General features: G+C 44.1%; 14 protein-coding genes and 6 tRNA genes. 1 reads left to right on the top strand and 19 read right to left on the bottom strand.

Annotated elements, in window-relative coordinates:
• Positions 1-69: 69 nt before the first annotated feature.
• The 7 genes from A4V03_RS09555 to nspC form a co-directional block, all read right to left on the bottom strand.
• Positions 70-145, bottom strand: a tRNA-Gly gene (locus tag A4V03_RS09555).
• Positions 146-183: 38 nt separating this feature from the next.
• Positions 184-265, bottom strand: a tRNA-Leu gene (locus A4V03_RS09560).
• A gap of 32 nt (positions 266-297) precedes the next feature.
• Positions 298-370, bottom strand: a tRNA-Gly gene (locus tag A4V03_RS09565).
• A gap of 19 nt (positions 371-389) precedes the next feature.
• Positions 390-473: transfer RNA gene (locus A4V03_RS09570), tRNA-Leu, on the bottom strand.
• Between the two features lie 23 nt (positions 474-496).
• Positions 497-578 (bottom strand) — tRNA-Leu (locus A4V03_RS09575).
• 34 nt (positions 579-612) lie between these two features.
• Positions 613-685: transfer RNA gene (locus A4V03_RS09580), tRNA-Gly, on the bottom strand.
• 118 nt (positions 686-803) lie between these two features.
• Positions 804-1,943, bottom strand: a complete 1,140-nt coding sequence (nspC, locus tag A4V03_RS09590) for a carboxynorspermidine decarboxylase (RefSeq protein WP_065538718.1) — start codon at positions 1,941-1,943, stop codon at positions 804-806.
• A gap of 178 nt (positions 1,944-2,121) precedes the next feature.
• On the opposite strand from nspC, the gene A4V03_RS09595 reads away from it, so the two are divergent.
• Entirely contained in the window at positions 2,122-2,679 is a 558-nt protein-coding gene (locus tag A4V03_RS09595; protein ID WP_065538719.1) for an NAD(P)H-dependent oxidoreductase, read from the top strand.
• A 50-nt stretch (positions 2,680-2,729) separates the two neighbouring features.
• Here the strand turns inward: A4V03_RS09595 and A4V03_RS09600 are convergent, their stop codons facing one another.
• From A4V03_RS09600 to A4V03_RS09655, 12 genes are all read right to left on the bottom strand, one after another.
• Positions 2,730-6,020, bottom strand: coding sequence for an efflux RND transporter permease subunit (locus A4V03_RS09600; RefSeq protein WP_065540361.1), 3,291 nt, complete (start codon positions 6,018-6,020; stop codon positions 2,730-2,732).
• A 166-nt stretch (positions 6,021-6,186) separates the two neighbouring features.
• The gene (locus tag A4V03_RS09605; protein WP_065538720.1) at positions 6,187-7,701 is read right to left on the bottom strand and encodes a TolC family protein; all 1,515 of its coding nucleotides are present in this window, start codon (positions 7,699-7,701) and stop codon (positions 6,187-6,189) included.
• A 123-nt stretch (positions 7,702-7,824) separates the two neighbouring features.
• A complete protein-coding gene (locus A4V03_RS09610; RefSeq protein WP_065538721.1) occupies positions 7,825-10,911 on the bottom strand; it encodes an efflux RND transporter permease subunit in 3,087 nt (1,028 codons plus the stop codon).
• A 91-nt stretch (positions 10,912-11,002) separates the two neighbouring features.
• Positions 11,003-12,094, bottom strand: coding sequence for an efflux RND transporter periplasmic adaptor subunit (locus tag A4V03_RS09615; RefSeq protein ID WP_065538722.1), 1,092 nt, complete (start codon positions 12,092-12,094; stop codon positions 11,003-11,005).
• Between the two features lie 86 nt (positions 12,095-12,180).
• A complete protein-coding gene (locus A4V03_RS09620) occupies positions 12,181-13,257 on the bottom strand; it encodes a 6-bladed beta-propeller (RefSeq protein ID WP_065538723.1) in 1,077 nt (358 codons plus the stop codon).
• On the bottom strand, positions 13,254-13,712 hold the full coding sequence (locus tag A4V03_RS09625; RefSeq protein WP_065538724.1) for a hypothetical protein: 459 nt from the start codon (positions 13,710-13,712) through the stop codon (positions 13,254-13,256). Before A4V03_RS09625 ends, A4V03_RS09620 begins: the two co-directional genes overlap by 4 nt.
• Positions 13,700-14,707: a DUF4221 family protein gene (locus A4V03_RS09630; RefSeq protein ID WP_236588647.1), complete on the bottom strand. Its 1,008-nt coding sequence runs from the start codon at positions 14,705-14,707 to the stop codon at positions 13,700-13,702. The genes A4V03_RS09625 and A4V03_RS09630 overlap by 13 nt, the downstream gene beginning before the upstream one ends.
• 208 nt (positions 14,708-14,915) lie before the next feature.
• Positions 14,916-15,170 carry an NVEALA domain-containing protein gene (locus A4V03_RS09635; RefSeq protein WP_071807658.1) on the bottom strand — a complete coding sequence of 85 codons (255 nt, stop codon included), beginning with the start codon at positions 15,168-15,170 and terminating at the stop codon, positions 14,916-14,918.
• Positions 15,171-15,274: 104 nt separating this feature from the next.
• Positions 15,275-16,927, bottom strand: a complete 1,653-nt coding sequence (locus A4V03_RS09640; RefSeq protein ID WP_065540362.1) for an O-antigen ligase family protein — start codon at positions 16,925-16,927, stop codon at positions 15,275-15,277.
• A gap of 24 nt (positions 16,928-16,951) precedes the next feature.
• Entirely contained in the window at positions 16,952-17,827 is an 876-nt protein-coding gene (gene lepB / locus A4V03_RS09645) for a signal peptidase I (protein ID WP_065538726.1), read from the bottom strand.
• The gene (locus A4V03_RS09650; RefSeq protein ID WP_065538727.1) at positions 17,824-19,716 is read right to left on the bottom strand and encodes a glutaminase domain-containing protein; all 1,893 of its coding nucleotides are present in this window, start codon (positions 19,714-19,716) and stop codon (positions 17,824-17,826) included. Before A4V03_RS09650 ends, lepB begins: the two co-directional genes overlap by 4 nt.
• Entirely contained in the window at positions 19,707-21,716 is a 2,010-nt protein-coding gene (locus A4V03_RS09655) for a transglutaminase domain-containing protein (RefSeq protein ID WP_065540363.1), read from the bottom strand. Before A4V03_RS09655 ends, A4V03_RS09650 begins: the two co-directional genes overlap by 10 nt.
• Positions 21,717-21,764: the final 48 nt, after the last annotated feature.

The raw sequence follows: 21,764 nt of genomic DNA on the forward strand, positions 1-21,764 counted from the left end.
AATCAGAATTCATCAATCATAAATAAAAAAAGGTTGCCAATCTTATCGATTGACAACCTTATGTCTATATGGAGCGGAAAACGAGACTCGAACTCGCGACCCTAACCTTGGCAAGGTTATGCTCTACCAACTGAGCTATTTCCGCAAACTAAATTTCGTCATTCAGAATTCTGAAGGATGGGGTGCCCAGAACAGGACTCGAACCTGCATGCCTCTCGACACACGCACCTGAAACGTGCGCGTCTACCAATTCCGCCACCTGGGCAAAACTTAGTTCCATTATTTCAAAGAAACAAGAGCGGAAAACGAGACTCGAACTCGCGACCCTAACCTTGGCAAGGTTATGCTCTACCAACTGAGCTATTTCCGCAAATTACTTTCATAAACTGTGAAGAGAAGGAGACTCGAACTCCCACGACATAACTGTCACTACCCCCTCAAAGTAGCGCGTCTACCAATTCCGCCACCTCTCCATAATTTTAAAGTTTAACCTTTGTGCCCAGAACAGGACTCGAACCTGCATGCCTCTCGACACACGCACCTGAAACGTGCGCGTCTACCAATTCCGCCACCTGGGCAAAGATTATTGTTCCAACATTTCAAAGAAACATGAGCGGAAAACGAGACTCGAACTCGCGACCCTAACCTTGGCAAGGTTATGCTCTACCAACTGAGCTATTTCCGCATTTTTTCGTTTGCGGTTGCAAAGGTAGGGATTTTCTGTAAACCTGCAAACATTCTGCCTACTTTTTTCACAGAAATCTGTTGACTTTGCATCGACCGCAAAACAATCATTTTGATTATCAACTCATTCGGTCACGATAATCCTCATAAGAAAATTGCTTGTAAATTTCAGTTTTCCCCTCTTTTGTCCAGATAGCGATGGCAGGATGATGAATTCCGTTAAACATATTTGTCTTTACCATCGTATAGTGAATCATATCTTCGAACACTATCCGCTCACCGATTTGCAACTCATGGTCGAAACTCCACAACCCCATATAGTCACCGCTCAGACAGGAATTTCCCCCGAGACGGTAAATGTAGTTTCCTTCATTCCCCATTTCCGCACCCCGAACGGCAGGCTGATAAGGCATCTCCAGGCAATCGGGCATATGACAGGTGAAGCTGACATTCAGGATGGCTGTCTTGATTCCACGGCTCTCTACAATATCCACGACTTCGGAAACCAATACTCCCGTCTGCCAGGTAAAAGCCGAACCGGGTTCCAGGATAATCTGCAAATGCGGATAGCGTGCCCTCAATCCTTGTAGCAGTTTTATCAGATGCTCCGTATCATAATCTTTGCGGGTCATCAAATGTCCGCCGCCAAGATTCAACCATTTTATCTGTGGGAACCAACGGGCAAACTTCTCTTCCAAATGTTCCAAAGTACGTTCCAACTCAAACGAAGAAGATTCGCAATGGCAATGGCAATGAAAACCTTCAATCCCTTGCGGCAGCGTCTCCGGCAACAAATCAGCCGTTATCCCGAAGCGGGTACCGGGCGCACACGGATTATAAAGTTCCGTTTCCACCTCCGAATATTCGGGATTCACACGGATACCACAGGAGATTCCACTTCCTTCGGCTACCGTCATCGGATAGAAGCGTTCGAACTGCGCCATTGAATTGAATGTGATATGGCTGCTGCAACGCATGATTTCCGGGAAATCCTGTTCTGTATAGGCAGGAGAATAAGTATGCGCCTTACTGCCGAATTCTTCCAGCGCCAAGCGGGCTTCATATACCGAACTGGCCGTTGAATGATTGATATATTCGCGGAATATAGGAAAAGAGCGCCACATGGCAAACGACTTGAAAGCCAGGATTATCTCCACTCCCGCCCTGTCGGCTACACTTTTTATCAAACTCAGGTTCTTTCTTAAAAGTTCTTCTTCCATAATGTAGCAGGGAGAAGGAAAACGGTTAAAATCTATCATATACAATATTATTATCTAAAAGTAACGTTTTACGAACGTGGATGCAAAAATACAAATTCAAAAGCAAAGAGGGATTGTTTTATTTTTAATTAAGATATTGCTTTTCGAGAACTTTTTCTTATGGTTAGACCTTTATATTATATAAGTAATTGTATCATCCTAAATAACCTAATTGAATATGCATAAAGATTTAAGAAAAGTAGTGATTCTGCTGGCTCATCCCAACATTAAAGAGTCACAGGCAAACAAGGCATTGATCGATACTGTCAGTGACATTGAAGGAGTGGCGGTTTTCAGCCTTTACGAACTGTCCGAGGAAATCGCTTTCAATGTGGACGAATGGAGCAAAATTATCTCCGATGCTTCGGCTGTCATCTACCAGTTTCCTTTCTACTGGATGGCTGCCCCGTCATTACTGAAAAAATGGCAGGACGAAGTGTTCACTTACTTGTCCAAGACTCCGGCTGTCGCTGGAAAGCCATTGATGGTGGTAACAACTACCGGTTCTGAATACGACGCTTACCGTAGCGGCGGGCGAAACCGCTTCACAACCGATGAGCTTCTACGTCCGTATCAGGGCAGCGCGATTCATTCGGGTATGACATGGCAGACACCCATTGTCGTTTACGGAATGGGAACCGCAGATGCGGGAAAAAATATTGCAAAAGGAGCGAATCTGTACAAACAACGGGTGGAAATGCTTATCAATAGCAGCAATGCCGGGAACAATTGGTAAGACAACGAAAAGCGTAGCTTTATCCTATCTAAAGCTACGCTTTAGCATCCTTAAAGCATAGCTTTAGATGCCACAAAGCTACGCCTCTTCAACGTCAGCACCGGTAAGAAAATAAATACCCCGATTACGGACATTATCAATCCCCCGATAGTGCCTGCCGCCAGCGGGAACCAGAAACCTTCTTTCTCCGCTCCCGCCATGAAAGGGATAAAGCCTAAGATAGTGGAAGCAACCGTCAGGAAGATAGGTATTACTTTCGTGTTCCAGGCTTTCACATAAGCCCGGAGCGGTGATAGACGCGGAAAACGCCTGCGAACGGAATTATATTCATTCAGGATATAGATACTTGCATTTACCGTAATACCGCAAAGCAGGACAAAGGAGGCAAAACCGCCCTGGTCGAAGTTCAGTTTGAACCAGTAGAACGTCAGGAACACGCCGATATAGGATACCGGAATCACAAAGATAATCGCCAACGGCTGTTTCAGAGAATTGAACAGGATACTCGTGATAAAGAAGATGATGGCAATCACTATCAGGAGCAGGCGATACTGCCTGTTGTCCTTTCCACCCCACGACCAGTTGTAACCCTCCGCCTGGGCAGTATATCCCATCGGAAGAAGTTCGTTGAACTCTTCCAGGTCTTTCTTCAGCAGTTTGTTTCCCTGTTCCGAAGAGCCGATATACTCATATTGCAGGCATAGCCGGTACTGCTGGTTCTCCTTCGCCACTTCCTGCGGCATCTGTCCCTTTTCCACAGTTGCCAGTTCCGAAAGCTTATACTCTTTGCCGCCCGCCTCGAAAGGGTAATGCTGCATCGCCCATACATCCCGTTCTTCCGACTGCCGGGAAGAAAGCTTTATCTTTTCCGTGCCCTCTTCCGTCACCACCGAACCGATTTCCATATTCCGCCCATATACCGGACGGATGGCGGAAAACAGTCTCCCGGCTCCAATCCCTTCCTCCGCCATCCGCCGTTTGTCCAGATTGAAATAGAATTCCGTATAATCATCCTTCCACCAGGAGAAATCGGAACCGATGGTCACTTCCCGGATACGGCGGTGGGACAAAAGCTTTTCTTTCAACTTTTCCGCCTGTGCATACAACTCGTCATAATTGTACCCGTACATCTTCACCCGGAAAGAGCCCGCATTCTCACGTACATTATTACTGAATCCCTGGTCCTGCAATCCGTAGATGCTCCAGTCGCCGCCGCCCAGTTGGAGCGCCTTGCCGATCATATTGGCCTTCAGCGTATAGGGAAAACCGCTTTTCTGGTGTTCTTTCGTGAAATAAATATGGATGGATGCCCTGCGGGCACTCTCTACAGAGGTCTGAAACTGCCTGATTTCCTTAAAGCCGCTCAGATAGGTTTCCATCTTCTTAACCAGTGCATTCATCTGTTCCAGTGTACTTCCATTCGGCAGATTGGCATTGGCGTGGAGCACCACCTCTTCATTGCGGGTAAAGTAACTCCCTTCGTATACCTTCTGCACAAACAGCCTTAACGTTCCTCCCAACGCCTTGTCAACCACCGGTTTCACCTTTTCCTTATAAGTGGAAGTACCCAGCGTCTTATTATAAGCTTCCGCCCACTTGCCGTCCCCTTCCATCTTTTCCGGAAGCAGAAATACCGGCAATCCGAAAGCCAGCAATAACAGTATGCAGACCGCCACCCGCCAACGGCAGAGAACCCGTATCAGCCACCTATAAAAGCGGCTGAAGTAAACCGGAACACGCCGCATCTTCGAACGTATCCACATAAAGGGACGCACGCTGCCCATCCGCTGTCCCGATTTCAGCTTCAGCTTCAACTTTGGTTTTGAAGGAGAAATTCTTTTCCGCCGTTCCAGTCCGATTTTATCAATCAGGGAAGGGACAAAAAACAGGGCGACCAACAAAGAAACTCCCAAATTGATAATCACCACAGCGGCAAAGTCCTGCAAATTAAGACGTATCTTCTCATCCAGGAAGAAAATAATAACCAGTGCCCCTATCGTTGTCAACGTAGCTGCCAGCACGGACATGAACACCTTCCGGTTCCCGCGCCTCAGATAGTGGTCGCTCATCACAATGGTATTGTCAATCACAAGATTCAAAGAGACGGTGATGCCTGCCAAAGAGTATAATTGCATCTCCAGTCCGAACGCATAATAAAAAATAACGGCTATCGCCATATTGACGGACAGGCTGACTACAATCAAAAACAGATATTCGGGACTGAAAGTAATCAGCAACACAAACAGAAGCAGAATGGCTACCGTCACTCCCGTACGCAGATAAATCCTGTTCAGTTCTTCCCGGATAAACTCTGTCGCGTCATAACCGGTGTGAATCTCATATCCTGCCGGAAGCTGTGACCGGATGCCGTCCATATACGCTTTCACTTCCTTGCTCAACGCCAACTGGTTAGCCGTTTCCTCCGCCACGACAGACAGGTAAATCGAATTCAGCCCGTTAATCCGGTAATAGCTCTGAGGCTGCTCTTCCACACGGGACACCTTCACCAGCTCATTCAGGCCGATCATTCTCCCGTCTTTCATCTTTACCTGTATGCGTCCCGCATCAAAATCCCGGCTTTCCGGTTCGAAGTCTTTGTTTTCAGATTCGGGAACCAGCGCCAGACGTATCCACTGCCTGTCCGAAGCGCCCTGTTCCACATCATAAGTACCCATGAACTCTTTCTGATAATGCAACCGGACCGCCTCACGGATATCATCCGTGCTTATCCCGAGCGTGCGCAACTGTTCGGAATCATACTCCAACCGCCACTCCATCGGGGTAGCACCGCTAAGGTTAATCTTATAAATCCCCGAAAGCTGTGCCAGGCGTGTTTTTATATGTTCTTCCGCGTACCGCTGAATCAACACAGGCGTAGCGGGCGCATTGATGGTAAACGTCATGAAAGGAGACTGGCTGCCCTGTCCCGGGCTCTGCATCTGAATATACGGGTAGCTCACCCCGTCCGGCAGTTCCGGCCACGTCTGGCGGATAATGGTGGAAGCTTCAAAGCGGGCGACTGCCGCATCCACATGCTTGTCCAAATTCACGCTGATACTTCCCCAACCGTTTCCCGAAGTGGAGTAAATTCCCCGAATCCCTTTCACGCGGGCAAGCATCGCCTCCAGTTTGCTGGTAGCCGTCATCTCCACCACACGAGCCGAGGTGCCCGGCATGCTGAAACGTACCGTGAAGCCGGGCAGCGTCCGTGACGGGTTCAGTTTGACAGGCAACAGCGGGACAAGCGCCAGCCCGACCAGCGCCACACAGACAAAAGCCACAATCAGCGTAAAGGCGGAAGCCTTCGGGGATTTGTTTATTTCAGATTCCATAGTTTGCATTATCATCATTCATTATATTTCACCACAGAGGACACGGAGGGCACAGAGGTTTAATCTTTTTTATTCACTATAGAGCAACACAGAGCCTCACACATTTATCGCCCTGTTTTACTTGCGGAAAGAGAACGGGAAGACCTCTGTGTCCTCCGTGTCCTCTGTGGTGAACTCATTTAACCAGCTTTCCCCCATTGAAATCGAACCTGTCCGAAAGGGAAAGCTTCGCGGCGAAGTCGAACAGGGTAAGCCGGCGTATCTTGTAATAATTCAGCCAGTAGCTCTGCAAGGCGGAAATATAATTCCGCTGTGCCTGCTGCTGGCGGTTGAGTGAAAGTGTCAGGCTGTTAATGTCCGCCTTGCCGATGATAAAACGCTGTTTCGTCTCATGATAAGCAAGTACGGACAGATCCAGCGCCTCTTCCGCGCTTGCTATCAGCTGCTGCTGGATATTGAAATCGCTCACTGTCATAATCACTTCCTCTTCGATACTAATCTCATCCTGGCGTGCCGAAATCTTCACCACGTTCAGGTTATTGCGCGCCATGTTATACCTGCCTTTGCGGACGCCCCAATCCAACAACGGGATAGAAACACTGACAGCCACCAGGTCCTGCTGCATCGGTTTATGGTACACATCCCCGAAATTATCCGCCACCTGGTTGAAACCGACGCTCGCGTTCACGCTCGCGTTGAAACGGGACTCTTTCTTTGTCTTGTCCACATTCCGCTGCGCTTCCAGCACGTTCTGCTTCAATTCCAGCAATTGGGGGTTGTTGCTTCTCCCCCAGCTCAAAGCCTCGTCCACCGGAATCTCTATCATGCCCGGACGGGAAGGGAGTTGCAGTTCGATTTGCGTATTCTTGTCCAGATTGAGGAAAGACGCCAGGGAGAACATCGCCCGTTTCAGGTCGCTCGCCTTGTTCCGAAGGGTGTTCTGCGCGTTGACACGGTCCAGTTTCAATGTCAGCAGGTCGGCTTGTGAGATGGCGGCTATCCGGTGGCGTTGCTGCCCGATGCGGTAGAGCGTGTCCGTAGACGCCAGGTTGTCCTTGGCGAGGTTGTATTCGGCCTGCGCCATGGCGAGGGAAAAGAAATAGTTCGTGGCCGTTTCCGAGACTTTCTCCACGTTATAAAGGAACTCCTTCTTCACGCGCTCGTATTTCAACGGTTCGATTCGGCGCTCCCACTTGAAAGGATTGTATCCTACCAGGCTCTGCGAGTATCCCAACCTTATAGGGACACTGGTGAGTTGTGTCGCGCTGTTCGCCCCGAAGCTGCGCATATAGGCAAGGTTCGATTCCAGGTAGAAGGTACCACCGGTCAGGTCGAGGTTCTGACGCACGCTCAGTCCGCCATAAGCATAGAACGACTGTTGCGTGCGGTATACGTCCAGGTTGGACCCCGAATCGTAACGCTTCGTTATATCACGGTTATATTGTGCCGGGGTGAGGTCCAGCGTCAGGCTGGGCAGGCGGTTCGCCTTGTACGTCCGGTATTCCCAATAGCCGGAGAGATACATGTTCTGCGTACGGAACGACTCCAGGGAGCTGTCGTTGGCAAGGGCGATCGTACGCTCCAGGTCGAGCACAAGGCGCTGCTGCGCATGCAGCCCTTGCAAACCGGTGCAGGAGAAAAACAACCCCGCAAGCAGGATTTTTTGGATGAGACGGAATGGATGGTTCATGGTTATCACTTTTTTATATAAGAGTTGTCAATGTTACAAACAAGAGGCATGGTTGTGCCAGGTAATGAATACGATAGTGCCAGACTATGGAAACTGTTGTGCCAGGCTATACGGACCGGAGTGTCAGGCCGGAGGCGCCGCCTTACGGCGGTAAATGAACCAGTAAAGCAACGGGATGATGAACAGACTGACAGCAGTGCCCACGGCCATCGTCCCTATCATGGCAACGGACAACGGCTTTTGCAGTTCCGAACCCATATCCGAAGAGAACAGGAGCGGGACCATGGCGGAAACCGTAGTCAGCGAGGTCATGATAATGGGACGCAGGCGCCTGCGTCCGGCTTCATGGATGGCTTCCAGCAAAGGGACGCCCGACTTGCGCAGTTCGTTGATGGCGTCCAGCTTCAGGATGGAGTCATTGATGACGATACCGCAGGTGACGATTAGCCCGATGGCCGACATCAGGTTCAGCGTATGCCCGCAAACCCAAAGCAGCAGAAGCGCGAATGCAACGTCTATCGGGATTTCCGCCAGGACAAGCAGGGGTTGCAGAAAGCTCTCGAACTGTGCAGCAAGGATGAAATACATCAGCAACAGGGAAACAAGGAGGATCACTACCAGTTCGTCCAGCATTTCCCGGTTCGAGAAGAAGCTGCCCGAAAAGCCGGTGTCCCACTCCCCGGTGTGTCCGGCTACCCGCTTCACGTCTTTTATCAGCTTCTCCGCATCGCGCACTCCGTAAAAATCGAAGGGCACAAATTCCCCGTTACGTCCGGCGGTGATGCTTTTCAGGTCTTCGGCGGGAGACACCTTCACCAGTTCCCGGAGCGGGATATATTCTATATTGCCCCGGCTATCCGGCTGTGTCTGCACCAATGTCTCCTGCAAGACCCTGTTCACGGTCTTTTCACTCCCCGCAATAGTAATCGGAAGATACTGCTGGTAGGAATGCAGCATGGTCACGCTGTTTTCACGGAAAGCCGTTTTCAGGACACGGTAAAGTTCGTTATAGGAGACACGGTAAAGCAGCAGTCTTTCCTTGCTGACGCTCAGGTCCAACTGGTTCTCAAAAGCGATGCCCGTAGGATTGGTTCCGGTTTCTTCTGCCAGCTCATGCTCCAGGTTGCGAATCGTTTCCGCAACAGGAGCCTGTGCCCTGTTACGGGCATAAAACTCGGCTGTGATATCCGGCTCACCCGTCACGAAGAGCTTCTCGAATACCGTCTCCGGTGGAGAGAAAGAAATGACAGAAAGCGGATAACGTTCCTTCAATCTCCGGTATATCTCCTGTTCCAATGGGGCAATCTCGCCGGAAGTTTCCGTACGGAAATAAAGTTCCGCTTCGGAAGAGGAAAGCTCCCTCTCCCGGTTCAGGATAAAATCCTGCCTGCCGACAGAAGCCGTCTGTTCCAGAAAACGGCCGTCCAGTTCCTTAAAAAGCGCGTCCACACGCTTCCTGTTTTCATCCACGTGGATATTCTCATTCCATTCTATGCGGACAACCAGCTCGTTTTCTTCGATACCGGGCATCCGCTCCTTGTCTATAAAGAAAAAGAAGAATACGCAGAGCGGAATGGAAACGGCGCAAAACAATACGCTGAACGTTTTATGACGGAACACCCGGTCCACTCCGGTGTCATAGAAACGGTCCAGTGTATGGTCTTTTACCGGGTTATTGAATGTAAAGGAGAGCCACTTCCGTTTCCGGGTACGGATACCTGCACGGTAGACCAGCAGGTAAAGGACGGGAAGCAGCATGATACCGGTAAAATAAGACACCAGCAGCCCTACCGTGACGGAGAAAGCCTGGTCGTAGAAGATGGCTCCGGCAATGCCGCTCATAAAAATCAGGGGGGCGAATACGGCGATGGTGGTCAGCGAGGAGCTCAGCATGGGCGTCACCACCTCGCTGGTCCCTGTGATACAGGCACGGCGCAGGGAATATCCCCGTTCGCGGTATTGCGAGATATTCTCGGTCACGATAATCGAGCTGTCAATCATCATTCCCAAGGCAAGAATCAATCCGGCAAGGGAGATGATATTCAGTGACATATGGCAAAGGTAGAAGAACACGAAACTGATGACGATGGAAACCACCATGCTGAGCCCGATGACCAACGGGGATTTCACGTCACCCAGGAACAGGACCGCTACCAGGCAGATAAAGAGGAATCCTAAAGAAAGGTTCTGCTGAAGATTGGAAATCGTGAAGTCCAGCAGTTCCGTCTGGTTGCGGCTGATACTGAAATCAATGTCCGGATAGACCCGCCGGAAATACTCCATCGTCCCTACCAGCGAGTTCTTCATCTTGTCCATATTCTCGTCCGCCTGCTTGATGACGGCCAGTGTCACCGCACGCTTTCCATTCGATAAGGAAACGCCCTTTTCCTTCACGGGCACGATATTGACCTTGCAGAAATCCTTCAACCGCACAATGCGGTCGTCCTTGCGCAGGTAGATATTCTCCACATCTTCCGCCGTACGCAGCAATGTCGAGAATCTGATATTATATTCGTAGTACCCGTCACGTACCGTCATGCTGCCCGGTTCTACATTGTTGGACGACAGGGCGGACTCGATATCCCCGATGGCAAGTCCCATCATGGCAAGCCTGTCCTCATCGGGCACAATCTGCACCTGGCGTTCCACCAGTCCGGTCACGTCCACCATGGCCACCTCTTCAAGCTGCTCTATCCGGCGCTTGATAACCGATTCGGCAAATTCACACAGGTCAAGAAAGGACTGCTGTCCCGTGGTAGTACTATAAGCGCTGTCATTCTTCAAGGTCAGGTTCAGGTAGAACACGGGGATGTCCGTCGCGCTCGCCTTGATGACTTTCGGACGTTCCGTTTCCTTGGGGAGATAGTTCATCGCGGCGTCTATCTTCTCGTTGACCTCGATAAAGGCAAGGTCCGTATTAGTGCCGAACTCGAAAGACAGGCGGATGATGCCTGCCCCGTCCCTCGATTCGCTATGGATGTCCTTCAAGGTGGAAACCTGAATCAGTTGGCTGCGCAGAGGTTTCACAATCGTGTTTTCCAGTTCGCGGGCGGAGGTATTGGCGGCGGAAACCTGTACGGTAATCTCCGGAATGGCGATATCCGGAAGCAGCGATACCGGCAGTGTGGAATAAGTCACCAGACCGATTATAAAACAGGCGGTGAAAGCCATCAGCACGGCGATAGGACGCCGGAGTAAAAATTTTATCATGCTTACTTTAGTTTTAGTCACGGATTACACGGATTACGCTGTTACTTTATGTTATCACAATTCTACAATCGTGTAATCCGTGACTTTTTTATTATCTTACATTTACTTCCGCTTCATGCGCCAGGTTCAGGTTTCCGGTCACAATAACCGTGTCTCCTTCCAATAAACCGTCTTCGACACCCTTTCGGGATTTGTCGGAAACAACATATTCCGTTGCGTTCTCCAGTCCCGTATGCACATAGTTCCACATGGCCCTGCCTTCTTTCAATGTAAACACCACTTGCTTGCCGGAACGCAATACCACAGCCGTCTTGGGAATCACCAGCTGTTCACCCAGGTTTCGCCTGACACTGACCCGCACATTCATACCGCTGAACAGCTTGCCTTCACCGTTCACGTCAGCCTTCACCTTCACCATTCCATTGGTATCCACCAACGGATTGACTTCGGATACGCTGCCCTCAAACGAGCTTCCCCCCGCATAAGGAATAACCGTCACCTTATCACCTTTTTTAATAAAGGCAAGTTCATTCTCCAATACGGTAAATTCTGCTTCCATCCCTTTGGTATCAAGAATAGTACAGAATACTTCCGAGGTATTGGCCGGGTTATATGGCTTCGAGAAAAGATTAGCCACCACCCCGTCAAAAGGCGCGGTAAGCGTCGCGTGTTCCGTCTCCCTTTTTGCCAGTTCGTACTGGGATTTCGACTGCTCATAACCGCTCTTCACTTTCGCAAGTTTCATTGTCTCCACAGGAACCTTACTGAAATCATCCGGCGTATATCCCTGCCCGATAAGCACATCTTTCAATTCCAGCTCAGCTTTCAACAGAGCGTCTTCCGCCTGGGACAGTTTCTGCTCCAGACGGAATTTGTCCAGTTCAGCCAGCTTTTGTCCTTTATGTACACGGTCGCCGTTCTTCACATAAATACGGGCAATGACTTCACCCGTTTCAAAGCGTAGGTCGGCTTTGCTGCGGGCGTTCACCTTGCCGTTGCTGACCAGTTCATGGGCAAAAGTACGCTTCTTCAGAATCTGGGTGGTAACTTCATTCTTTACGTCAGGAAGAACGGTGGAAATCCTTTCGTTTGCCTTCTCCACCATATCGTTCTTGCCTGAACATGCTACTAACACTACCAAAGTTCCACATAGTAATATACAAGAAAAGTTGTGTCGTTTCATACCATTTTTTTTAATTGCCCCAATATAAACATTTTTATTTTACTGACCTTTTGAAAGATGAATATATTTACACACACTATAATCGCCTATCTTTTTCTTATTCTACATGTCACTATAACAGGATTCTCGTCATTATCAGTAGGCAAACCTAACTTTTCCACCTCTTCACCTTGCAGGACAGAACATATCATATCACCCCGAACGTATGAAGGCCATATATTTATCTTTTTTCCATCAATGAGTATCGAAATACCTCTGGCATCTACAGGAGAACTTACAATATTCCTATACATCAACTTCATTGATGACACATCCCACACATCATAATAGATTTTATTGTCATAATAAAATCTTAAGAAATAAAAATCTTCTGAGAGAAATCCGTAATCTCCCCATATATATGAGTCCCGTTCTTTTTTCCTTTTTATATCTGTGAAAATTTCAAACGGCAAAGCTAACTCCCCTTTATCTATATAAAACAAAGGATTAACATTCTCGTTATTTATTTGGCACAAGGTATCTGTATCCATAAAACAAGGATAGCCATTAAACACATCAAAATCCCTCACTTCTACTATGTCTCTATAATTCATGACTTCCTTATTTCTTTTCCATATTTTTTTTACGACATTCCAATCTTTATTATAAAGTGTAATATCGCATTGTCTGTTGACTCCACTATATGCCACAAAACGGGAACTTTCAAGCATCTCTATTGACACAACAGAATCATTTGTATATTCCTTCAAAAAAGAGCCGTTATAATTATACGTTTTGATATTACCTCTTCTTTCAAGTACATACACCAACTTATCAGCACAATCGATACATACATCGTTCAATGATACATATTCTTCCGGTCCGTTCCCTTGCCTGCATATTCTTGATTCATATCTACCAGTTTCAATATTAAAAAAATAAAGAGTATTTATATCTCTAACAATTATTTTATCATCACAGAATGCCACAATTTGGCAATCACTAAGCAATGACTCATCTGTAGTTTCTAGAGGAATCACACTGACATCTTCAAATATATCAATATTTTCAACTTTAGAATCGACCTCTATCGACTCTTTCAAAGGCAAACATGTCTCTTCGTCTAACTTCTTAGTACATGAGAAACACAATAAAAAGCTCAACGCTAAAACACTTGTTTTCATAATACACTATTAAAATATTTTTCCACAATACTAAACCCATCTTCATAAGGAGACTGATAATATATATCAGTAATTTTACCATTTCCAAGTTGTAGTATACAGGGATATATCTTTTTATCAGCCTCACCTATCACCAACAATTGGTTATTTTTATCTATAAAAGCATTATCCATATCTAATTTTAGACGGTTTCTTAGATTTTTCATAGACACAATATGCGTAAAGATAAATTTTATCTTTTTATTACTTTTATACCGACAATAAAAGTCTTCTGCATACGTTATACATCCAGAGCATCCTTGATGAGGGATTATTATAATAAAATCTATTTGTTCTAATTCTGAGTCACTCCACACAGAAGATACAAAAGTATTGTAGGATTCTTTCAAATCATCTCCTTTGCAACCACACATCAGTATTATTGATAGTAATATTATACAATTTATTTTACACATAATACAAACAATTTATATTTCAAAACATTTTCATCACTTTTTTGAGGAATATGCAATCCATGCTCATTTACAAAAATGGCATATCGACTATTCAAATTGGGTTTACCAATAAAAGTTTCTCCTATAATTTGAAATTTATCATTCAAAATTACAACTGAAATTGCTTTTTGCCATCCTGGAATACCTTCATAATTGCTTTTTATTTCTGCTATTCTATAGTATACATTTCTATATTTATCATACAATATTCTAGAATAGCTATGGTTTTCTACAAAATGCCTTATTTTCAAATCTGAATCTATAGGTATATCCTTAGATCGATTTAAATAATACGTAGCATCAATCGATTGGCTTCCAGCATAATATTTATGCACTTCTTTTTCATTTCCAGAAATAGTATAAATATAATGTTCTGCAGGAAAACTTACCACATGCAAATCTAATAATTCATTATAATCAGAATATATCCATCTATAAAGACCACCTCCCCAATTCTTTTTATAAACATCAGAATATGGTATATAATAATCAATATCCTCTGACTGCAAATTAAAAGTTGTCATTATTTTACGATTCATGCCATCCTCATCACTATATTCCCCAGCCATACTTCCCCAAAAAGTAACAATACCATTTTTTAAAACAATTGGTGATATTCTGTTAATTGGCAAAGGAGCATATTTTATTTTAGGAAACAGCTCAAATGAATTCAATATATTTCCTTTATCGTCATATATGATTAGTTTTTTTTCATTATAATCAATAATTAAAATCGAATCACTATTTACCACTGTATATGAAGAGGGGAATGAAGATTGGATATTTATGGCATTTATCAAACTCCTTTTCTTATAATCATATATTAATATTCTTCTATTAGACAAGAAAGATAGTACTCCCAATTTATCATTATATTCTAAAGCTGTAAAAATATGAGAAGTAATAGAATCTAAAGGGAATTCAATGCTAAGACTATCAACTAGTTCATACTTCAAAGTACCAGAGTCCTCATAATAAGGATTCGCGTTCTCTCCATATTCACTACACGAATATAAAGCGGATATAAAAAATAATATTATACACAGACATCTCATAACGAATACTTTACAAATAACATTTACCTAACCGTTCCTGATTAGAGCCTATTCAAATTCCTCTAACATTCTTTAATATATCAAGTAATTCAAATAGGCTCAATACTAATTAGTTAGGATATTCTCCTTTCACACAATCATGTATCCAATACGAATTTTCACAAAAGTATACGGAACCATCAGTTGTACAATCTCCATTATTTTTATCTGTTTTACTGATACATCCTTCGCTACTGTCTGCCAATGATTCGAGATCACTCAACATCAAATTAGATATTTTTTTACAGTCTTGTGATTTACAAATGTTATAAATAGCAATAATACTAAGTACTAATACAATACCAAATAAAGTTTTCTTTTTCATTTTGTTTCTATTTTTGGTTCTAATTATTTTACTAACTTTTTATATATTCTCATATTTTTATTATATAATAGCATCTACTTCATTACATCCCCCTTTCTTTTTTATCAATACTCATTTACTTTCACACTATAGTCGACTATTATTTTCTTTACATCTTCTCTCATTTCACGAATAGCTGTCGATTGCACTTTTGGTTCTTTCGTCAACACTATTTCAGCAGCATATTTTAATTTTTCAGGTTGCCGATATTGGGGCTCCGCATAAAGTTTCACCAACAGATAATACGGATAAATCCGCCCCGGAAGCCGATGTGTAGAGCGAATCAGGTATTCTTCCGCTTTCTCATAATCTCCTAACGCTTGATAATTCTTGCCGATGATATTCAGAATCATAGGATCATTGCTATGCGCCATTGCTTCCTCCAATATCCTTGTCGAGTTATCATATTCTTTCAATTTATGAAGAGAATATCCGTATTCAAAAAGAAATGCCCCACGATTCGCTAATTCCGGGTATAACTTTCCGTAGTCTTCTTTAGCAGACTGATAAGCTCCTATATTATAGAGCATCTTACTACGATACCAATCCTTACATGCAGCATATTGATTGTTTCTCCAATAATACGTTCCCAATAGAGCCATCATCGAAATAAAAAGGAATAATATTACTTTAGAGCGCCCGATAGCACAAGCCGCCAACAGCAAATAAAATGTCACTGCAAATCCGGGAATCTGCATCGGATAAGAAGAAAAGGAAAATACCAAAAATGAAATTACTCCTCCACAAATACCTATTCTCCCTTCGCTACTCCCCTTCCAAAGACAAAATGCAATTACCAACGAGACAACCAATAAGAAAGGAATCCCATATTCCATCGCCACTTGCAGATATTCATTAAATGCATACTCCGGACTACCTGCCACCAACTCTTCTGTCTCCGAAAATTCCCCATTTGCAAAATAGTTTTCTTGCGCTCTGCCATAAGCTGAAACAAAGTTCCCTGTGCCATGTCCTATAACCGGACTTTCGGCAATTGCCATACTACTTATTTTCCACATGAACAAGCGTCCGTTGGCAGAAGTAGCTTTTAACTGAAAAAGAGCATAACCTGCCACTATGATCATAACGCTGCCTGCAATGCAAGCCAGTACTAGTCTTTTCTTATATTTTCGTCCAAACTCCTTTAATCTACTTCCCCATGAAACGCGCATTCCATATACCCATGTACCCGATATTGCGGCAGCAATCCATGCCGAACGGCTCATTCCGGCAGGCAGTACACAAAGAATCAACAGCATAACTCCTAATGCGATGTAATACTTTCCCTGTTCCGCCCATGTACGTCCTGTTTTTTCTTTCAAGCTTAGCCATTCATACAGGCAAAGCGGAAATATCATCGCCAAATATCCCGAATAAGGTCCCGGATTATAGAAAGAGCCTGTAAGTGCATATAAAGAGTGATTGGAAACAGCCAGGCCGTATATCTGCCTCAATCCCCAGACAGCTTCCATTCCACCCAAGACAATCAATACCCATGTCACGATGGTTGGAAAAGACAAATGTTTTTTTCTATTCAGACAGAAGGATAATAGACAGCAAACGACGAAAACAAAAAGCATGCGTCCCAACCATAGTTTTTGATATGCCATTTCACCGACAGGAATATCATTCGAAGTAGCAAAAACTACTACGCTCAAGATTGCCGCAACTCCTGTAAGAGTTATCACATCCGCCATATTCTTCTGTGTCATCCGCATCAATTCCAACTTTATTTTCGTTCCTTATTTGATTTTCTGCATAATTCTGTCCCAACGGGGTTTCTCCGTAAATTTATCTTCCGAATACCAAATACGGGTAGCCTTACCTACAATGTATTCTTCAGGCAACATCCCCCAGTACCTTGAGTCCTGCGAATTTGCCATATGATCACCGGAAACAAAATAATAGTTCTTTTTAAAGCGATATTGGGTAATCACACTGTCTCCCAATACTATTTGTCCGTCTTTTATACGTAGCCTCTTCTTCTGTTCCCACCCTATCAATTGCCTGTACAAAAGGCAGTTCGTACGGTTCATCATTACTATCTGACCTTTCTTGGGAATCGGCAAAGGTCCGAACTCGCGGATCGTCCAGCCCAGTTGTTTGTCATAAGGAAATGTACCTACCACAATGCCATGCTGTTCCGGATGCTTCAGATTCGCCAGATATTGCTGGGCATCGTAGTTTCCCAACTGTTCGTCACAACCACGTACTTTATAAAATCCCCCACGAATCTCCAATGTATCCCCCGGCAAAGCAATACAACGCTTTACGTAATATTGCATTACATCCATCCGGACACTGTCCCAACGATTCATTTGATAAGGGAAATTAAAAACCAGTATATCATTTCTCTGGAAACTCCCCCATCCGGGCATCCGGTGGATAGTGACATCCTCATTATCCAAGGCTGCAAACACATCGAACAGGCGAGCCCCTTTTATCATCTTATTAACTAATATCCGGTCGCCATCCTTCAATGCCGGTTCCATAGAGTCCGAAGGTATCCTGAATGAAGTAAAGCAGAACAGTTGCATCAAGAACAGAATAACCACCATACAGAATATGAAGAAAGCCAGATTCTCCAATATCGCCTGAATTCTCTTTATCATGCTCATAAGTTTCCCTTTAATTGAATCAATTTATAATAAGCTGCCAACCCCAACACACATTTCACACGTTCGTCATTTTCATCCAACAACCCGATGATAGGATATGTCTCTTTCTTCATCTTCTGTTGCAGATAATCCGCCCACACCTCCAATTGCTCCCAATGCATACCAGCATAATCAAAGTCCTGTTCCGCTTCTACAATAGCAGTTGTCATCATCAGCATATTGGCAGCCGCTTCTACGGCACAGTTTTCTAATCTCACCTGTTTACTGGCAACAGGATACAAGCCGATATCATACGGCGGGTATTTCTTGCTCCAATGAATATCTTCACAGTACTCGAATATGGGATCCAACAAACCTCTCATCCAGTCGGTACGATGAAAGAATAACAATGCCGGAAAACTCTTATAAGCTTCTCTGACATTACCCAATGTATCGCCCAAACAAAAAAGCTTATTATCCGAAGATGATATAAATCTGTGAGAAGATATAAAATTACGATAAGCAGGAAGCATTTGTTCCGCCAATGTCTTATCCCCCGCCTGAAACGCTTTGGTATTCCATCGGTTATCCAAAATATCACATTCCGCCTTAAGTTCCTTATATCTATTTCCTACGGATTTCATTAATTCTTTTACCTCCCTTGTCCCATCACTATTCCAAAGAGGAGACAGAGCCTCGCCATCATATTGTAGCACCTGTCCTTCTTCATATCCGACAAGTAATACCCCACTACTATCCTTATCCCTTTCATTTCCCACGTACAGCTTTTGAGACAAGATGGCATGACCATCCATACATGAAAAGGTTGTTTCATCCGCTGCCATAGCCAAATACAAGCTGTCGGACTTCACAAAACGCCAATCCTTATCGACCCAACTATCAATTTTCCTCTTGCCAAACATCCATTCCATATCCACGTCGAACAAAACCTCCACCGCATGTTCCTTTCCGCTTTCCGTACGAACCTGATAGGTAAGAAAACCGACAGGCCAGCCTGTCAGATCCCACTTTTCCGACAAGGAAGGTGAGACAAAGTCAACCTGAAGATCCACCTCTCCACATTGGAAAATAAATTGAGTCTGCGTAGCTTGCACATCCATCTTTTTCAGAGTTGCAGGTTTCGCTTCAGCATACGTTTTATTTTCTATATATAAGCCGAAATCCAACAAAGCAGGACCTCCCGTATTCCGACAATATGCAGCCAAGATATTATTATCTCCATCAATAATTTGACTAATCGCTTCATCAGTCAAACGCTGGCATTTCGTTTTATATGTATATCTACTCTCTAACAAATATTTTCCATTACAAAAAAGCTTTAGCCAATCATCGCATACATAACGGACATAAATTTTATGATTCCTCAAAGCGTCTTTATTATCCACCTTGACATGCCTGCGGACATAAATATTTTCCGCTCCCCACAAGGTATGCGCCGGATAATACCCTTTTACCGGACCAAACGCTCCTTTCCCTTCACTCCACCAAGAATCGTCATACCTCCTCTGCTCCCATCCTTTTCCCGGAAACAAGAAAGAATATTTTCCCGTCCACCCGACAGTATCCTCCGAGAGAGGTGCTAAAGGAGATATACGTAAAGAATCACCTCCCATGAAACGATAAAGTATACCGTCTACACGTAAAATACCAGTTATCGGAAATGCCTCTCCGGTTCTCAACTGCGGATAACTTTTATTTAATGTATCCCCCGTTAATTGGAGACTTAAACTAGGGGTAACAGCCAACAGTGTATGTCTGGAAGGAGCAATAACAGACAGATGCGAAATCTTCTCATCCGGACAAGAGCAAGCATATACCAAAGAAATGATACCTAAGATGATAATCATTCTCCATGCCACGACAAACCTGATATACGTTCTTATTTCCATAGTTGACTCCCGTTTTCATAAATAAAAATTCTCTCGTCCTTTCCACGAGTATGGTTCCGTAAAAATAACAATGCATTTTCCGGAATATCCCGAAATACTAATGAGTCGGCAGTCGCCTTGATTTTTCCGGCAGACTTCCAATCTTTGTCACAATAAAACAGCTCATATACATCACCAGGCCGAACATAATTGTCCCTGTTGCGTGGAGTATAGACTATACGGTCTACTTTTACTTCTCTTCCTAAATCCAATCCCGCCCATCCACCAGTGGGTTTGGAATAATCAAAAGAAGTCCATGTTTTCCCGTCAAACACATTGGTATATTCATGCGTTCCGTCATGTTGGTAACATCCGGGAGTACCTATGATTTTCCCTGATAAAGCCACGGTATCATCCTTCTCATAAAAAGCGACTTCTGCAACATTACATGCGCCTTTGGGAGGACCAAAATATCGTAGATAACGATACCCTTTATCAGACCAACTTTTTACAGTTGTATTCAAACGATTAGGTATGCCCTGTATAATAAACAGTGTATCTTCATCCGAGAAATCAGAACGATTACTTCCAGTAAAAATCCCCCCTATCATTCTGTTTCTAAAACTATTTTCTTCTTTAAGATTAAACTTAGCATACAAAACCATATCTTGCGTCTTTTTCCCAATAGAATAATAGTGAGGGAAATTAGTTTCTTTATCCAGATAAAAAGGATCAGTCAAAAAACATAGTGTTCCATCCTCATAAGTAGCAACTCTCATAACTGAACCATTACGAACATATCGGAAAGCCAGACGACTGGCATCATAGACTGTCCAATCAATCGGAATCCAACGATCCCTATTACTAGCACATAAATAAGCAATTCTCCCACTCCTTTCATCCTTATATTGCTTTTCTAAAGGGATAACCAGTTCTTTTTGGTATGAATACGCATAATCAGAAGTAACATCTTCAAACTTGGGAATACGCCAAAATGAATACACTTCTTCTCCATACTGTGCCATTTGCTTGTGTAAGTCCCTATTCGCACTAAAAGTATTTCTGTATATCTTGGCGGCTCCCTCCTTTTGATACAGGGAACATTTGCGAACACGTATTAAATTCTTCATGAAGTCAGAGATATATCCTTCCCCATTTTTATCCCAAAGCATTACCCAAAAGTGACCGGCATTGCCATCACCACGTACAGGCAAGTAATCTATCGCGCTAGGAATACCTAAAGCACGGAATAAATAGACTGCGAAATCCGTCAACTCTCTGCAACTGCCAGACTGATATTGCACAAATTCAGGTCCTATGTGTCCGAAAGAAAAGGGAGCTATAGAAGTAAAGAATGTCTTTTTATCCGGCAATCTCGCCATTAAATACCTGGCTGCCACTAATGGATCTTCTTTATCCAAGGTGTCAGACATCCGCAATGAATCCAGCAATGAATTGTATTTCTTATAATATGTCTCACGCCAATAAGCTAACGGTTCATCACCGATTCGATAAGGCAACAAGTATTCGCAAAATATTTCAAATGAGATATTCTTTCCCCAAGGTTGTTCCTGCCAGACTTTGAATGCCCAATCAATGTTATGGCATAGATAAGCAGAATCTATTTCCATGATATCGCGTTTTTTCTGAGGTTCTTTCATTGGACCAAAAACTTTTTTGACTGAATCGGCAACTTGTTGCGCTGTTTTACCCTTACGTACTTTTAGCCAAGCATAATAAGACTTATAATTCTCTAATTGTTCTCCATAGGAATAGGTATAAAAAGGCATATTTTCTATCAGAAAGCAAGCAGCTTTATATTTCAAACTATCAGCAGGATTCTTTTGATAATGACAAAGCACCTTTTCCAACTCTTTTCGGTTGTTGTCAGCAGATTGCAAAGCAACTTCGAGAGGAGTTATCGTTTCCTCCCTAAATGCTATCCTGTCTATCATTTGCCATCCTAGCCAGACAAGTAGCACCAGAACTATAAGTTGGATATATCGTAAGTGCTTTATCATATTCCTATTCATTTTGCGTTTCCACTAATTTTCAAATGAAATAGAGAA

The organism is Bacteroides caecimuris, assembly GCF_001688725.2.
GTDB classification, from domain to species: Bacteria; Bacteroidota; Bacteroidia; order Bacteroidales; family Bacteroidaceae; genus Bacteroides; species Bacteroides caecimuris.

What these genes read in the sequence shown, in the direction of transcription:
- nspC (WP_065538718.1), bottom strand. Translation starts at nt 1,943, where the DNA reads ATGATAGATTTTAACCGTTTTCCTTCTCCCTGCTACATTATGGAAGAA.
- A4V03_RS09595 (WP_065538719.1), top strand. Translation starts at nt 2,122, where the DNA reads ATGCATAAAGATTTAAGAAAAGTAGTGATTCTGCTGGCTCATCCCAAC.
- A4V03_RS09600 (WP_065540361.1), bottom strand. Translation starts at nt 6,020, where the DNA reads ATGCAAACTATGGAATCTGAAATAAACAAATCCCCGAAGGCTTCCGCC.
- A4V03_RS09605 (WP_065538720.1), bottom strand. Translation starts at nt 7,701, where the DNA reads ATGAACCATCCATTCCGTCTCATCCAAAAAATCCTGCTTGCGGGGTTG.
- A4V03_RS09610 (WP_065538721.1), bottom strand. Translation starts at nt 10,911, where the DNA reads ATGATAAAATTTTTACTCCGGCGTCCTATCGCCGTGCTGATGGCTTTC.
- A4V03_RS09615 (WP_065538722.1), bottom strand. Translation starts at nt 12,094, where the DNA reads ATGAAACGACACAACTTTTCTTGTATATTACTATGTGGAACTTTGGTA.
- A4V03_RS09620 (WP_065538723.1), bottom strand. Translation starts at nt 13,257, where the DNA reads ATGAAAACAAGTGTTTTAGCGTTGAGCTTTTTATTGTGTTTCTCATGT.
- A4V03_RS09625 (WP_065538724.1), bottom strand. Translation starts at nt 13,712, where the DNA reads ATGTGTAAAATAAATTGTATAATATTACTATCAATAATACTGATGTGT.
- A4V03_RS09635 (WP_071807658.1), bottom strand. Translation starts at nt 15,170, where the DNA reads ATGAAAAAGAAAACTTTATTTGGTATTGTATTAGTACTTAGTATTATT.
- A4V03_RS09640 (WP_065540362.1), bottom strand. Translation starts at nt 16,927, where the DNA reads ATGCGGATGACACAGAAGAATATGGCGGATGTGATAACTCTTACAGGA.
- lepB (WP_065538726.1), bottom strand. Translation starts at nt 17,827, where the DNA reads ATGAGCATGATAAAGAGAATTCAGGCGATATTGGAGAATCTGGCTTTC.
- A4V03_RS09650 (WP_065538727.1), bottom strand. Translation starts at nt 19,716, where the DNA reads ATGGAAATAAGAACGTATATCAGGTTTGTCGTGGCATGGAGAATGATT.
- A4V03_RS09655 (WP_065540363.1), bottom strand. Translation starts at nt 21,716, where the DNA reads ATGATAAAGCACTTACGATATATCCAACTTATAGTTCTGGTGCTACTT.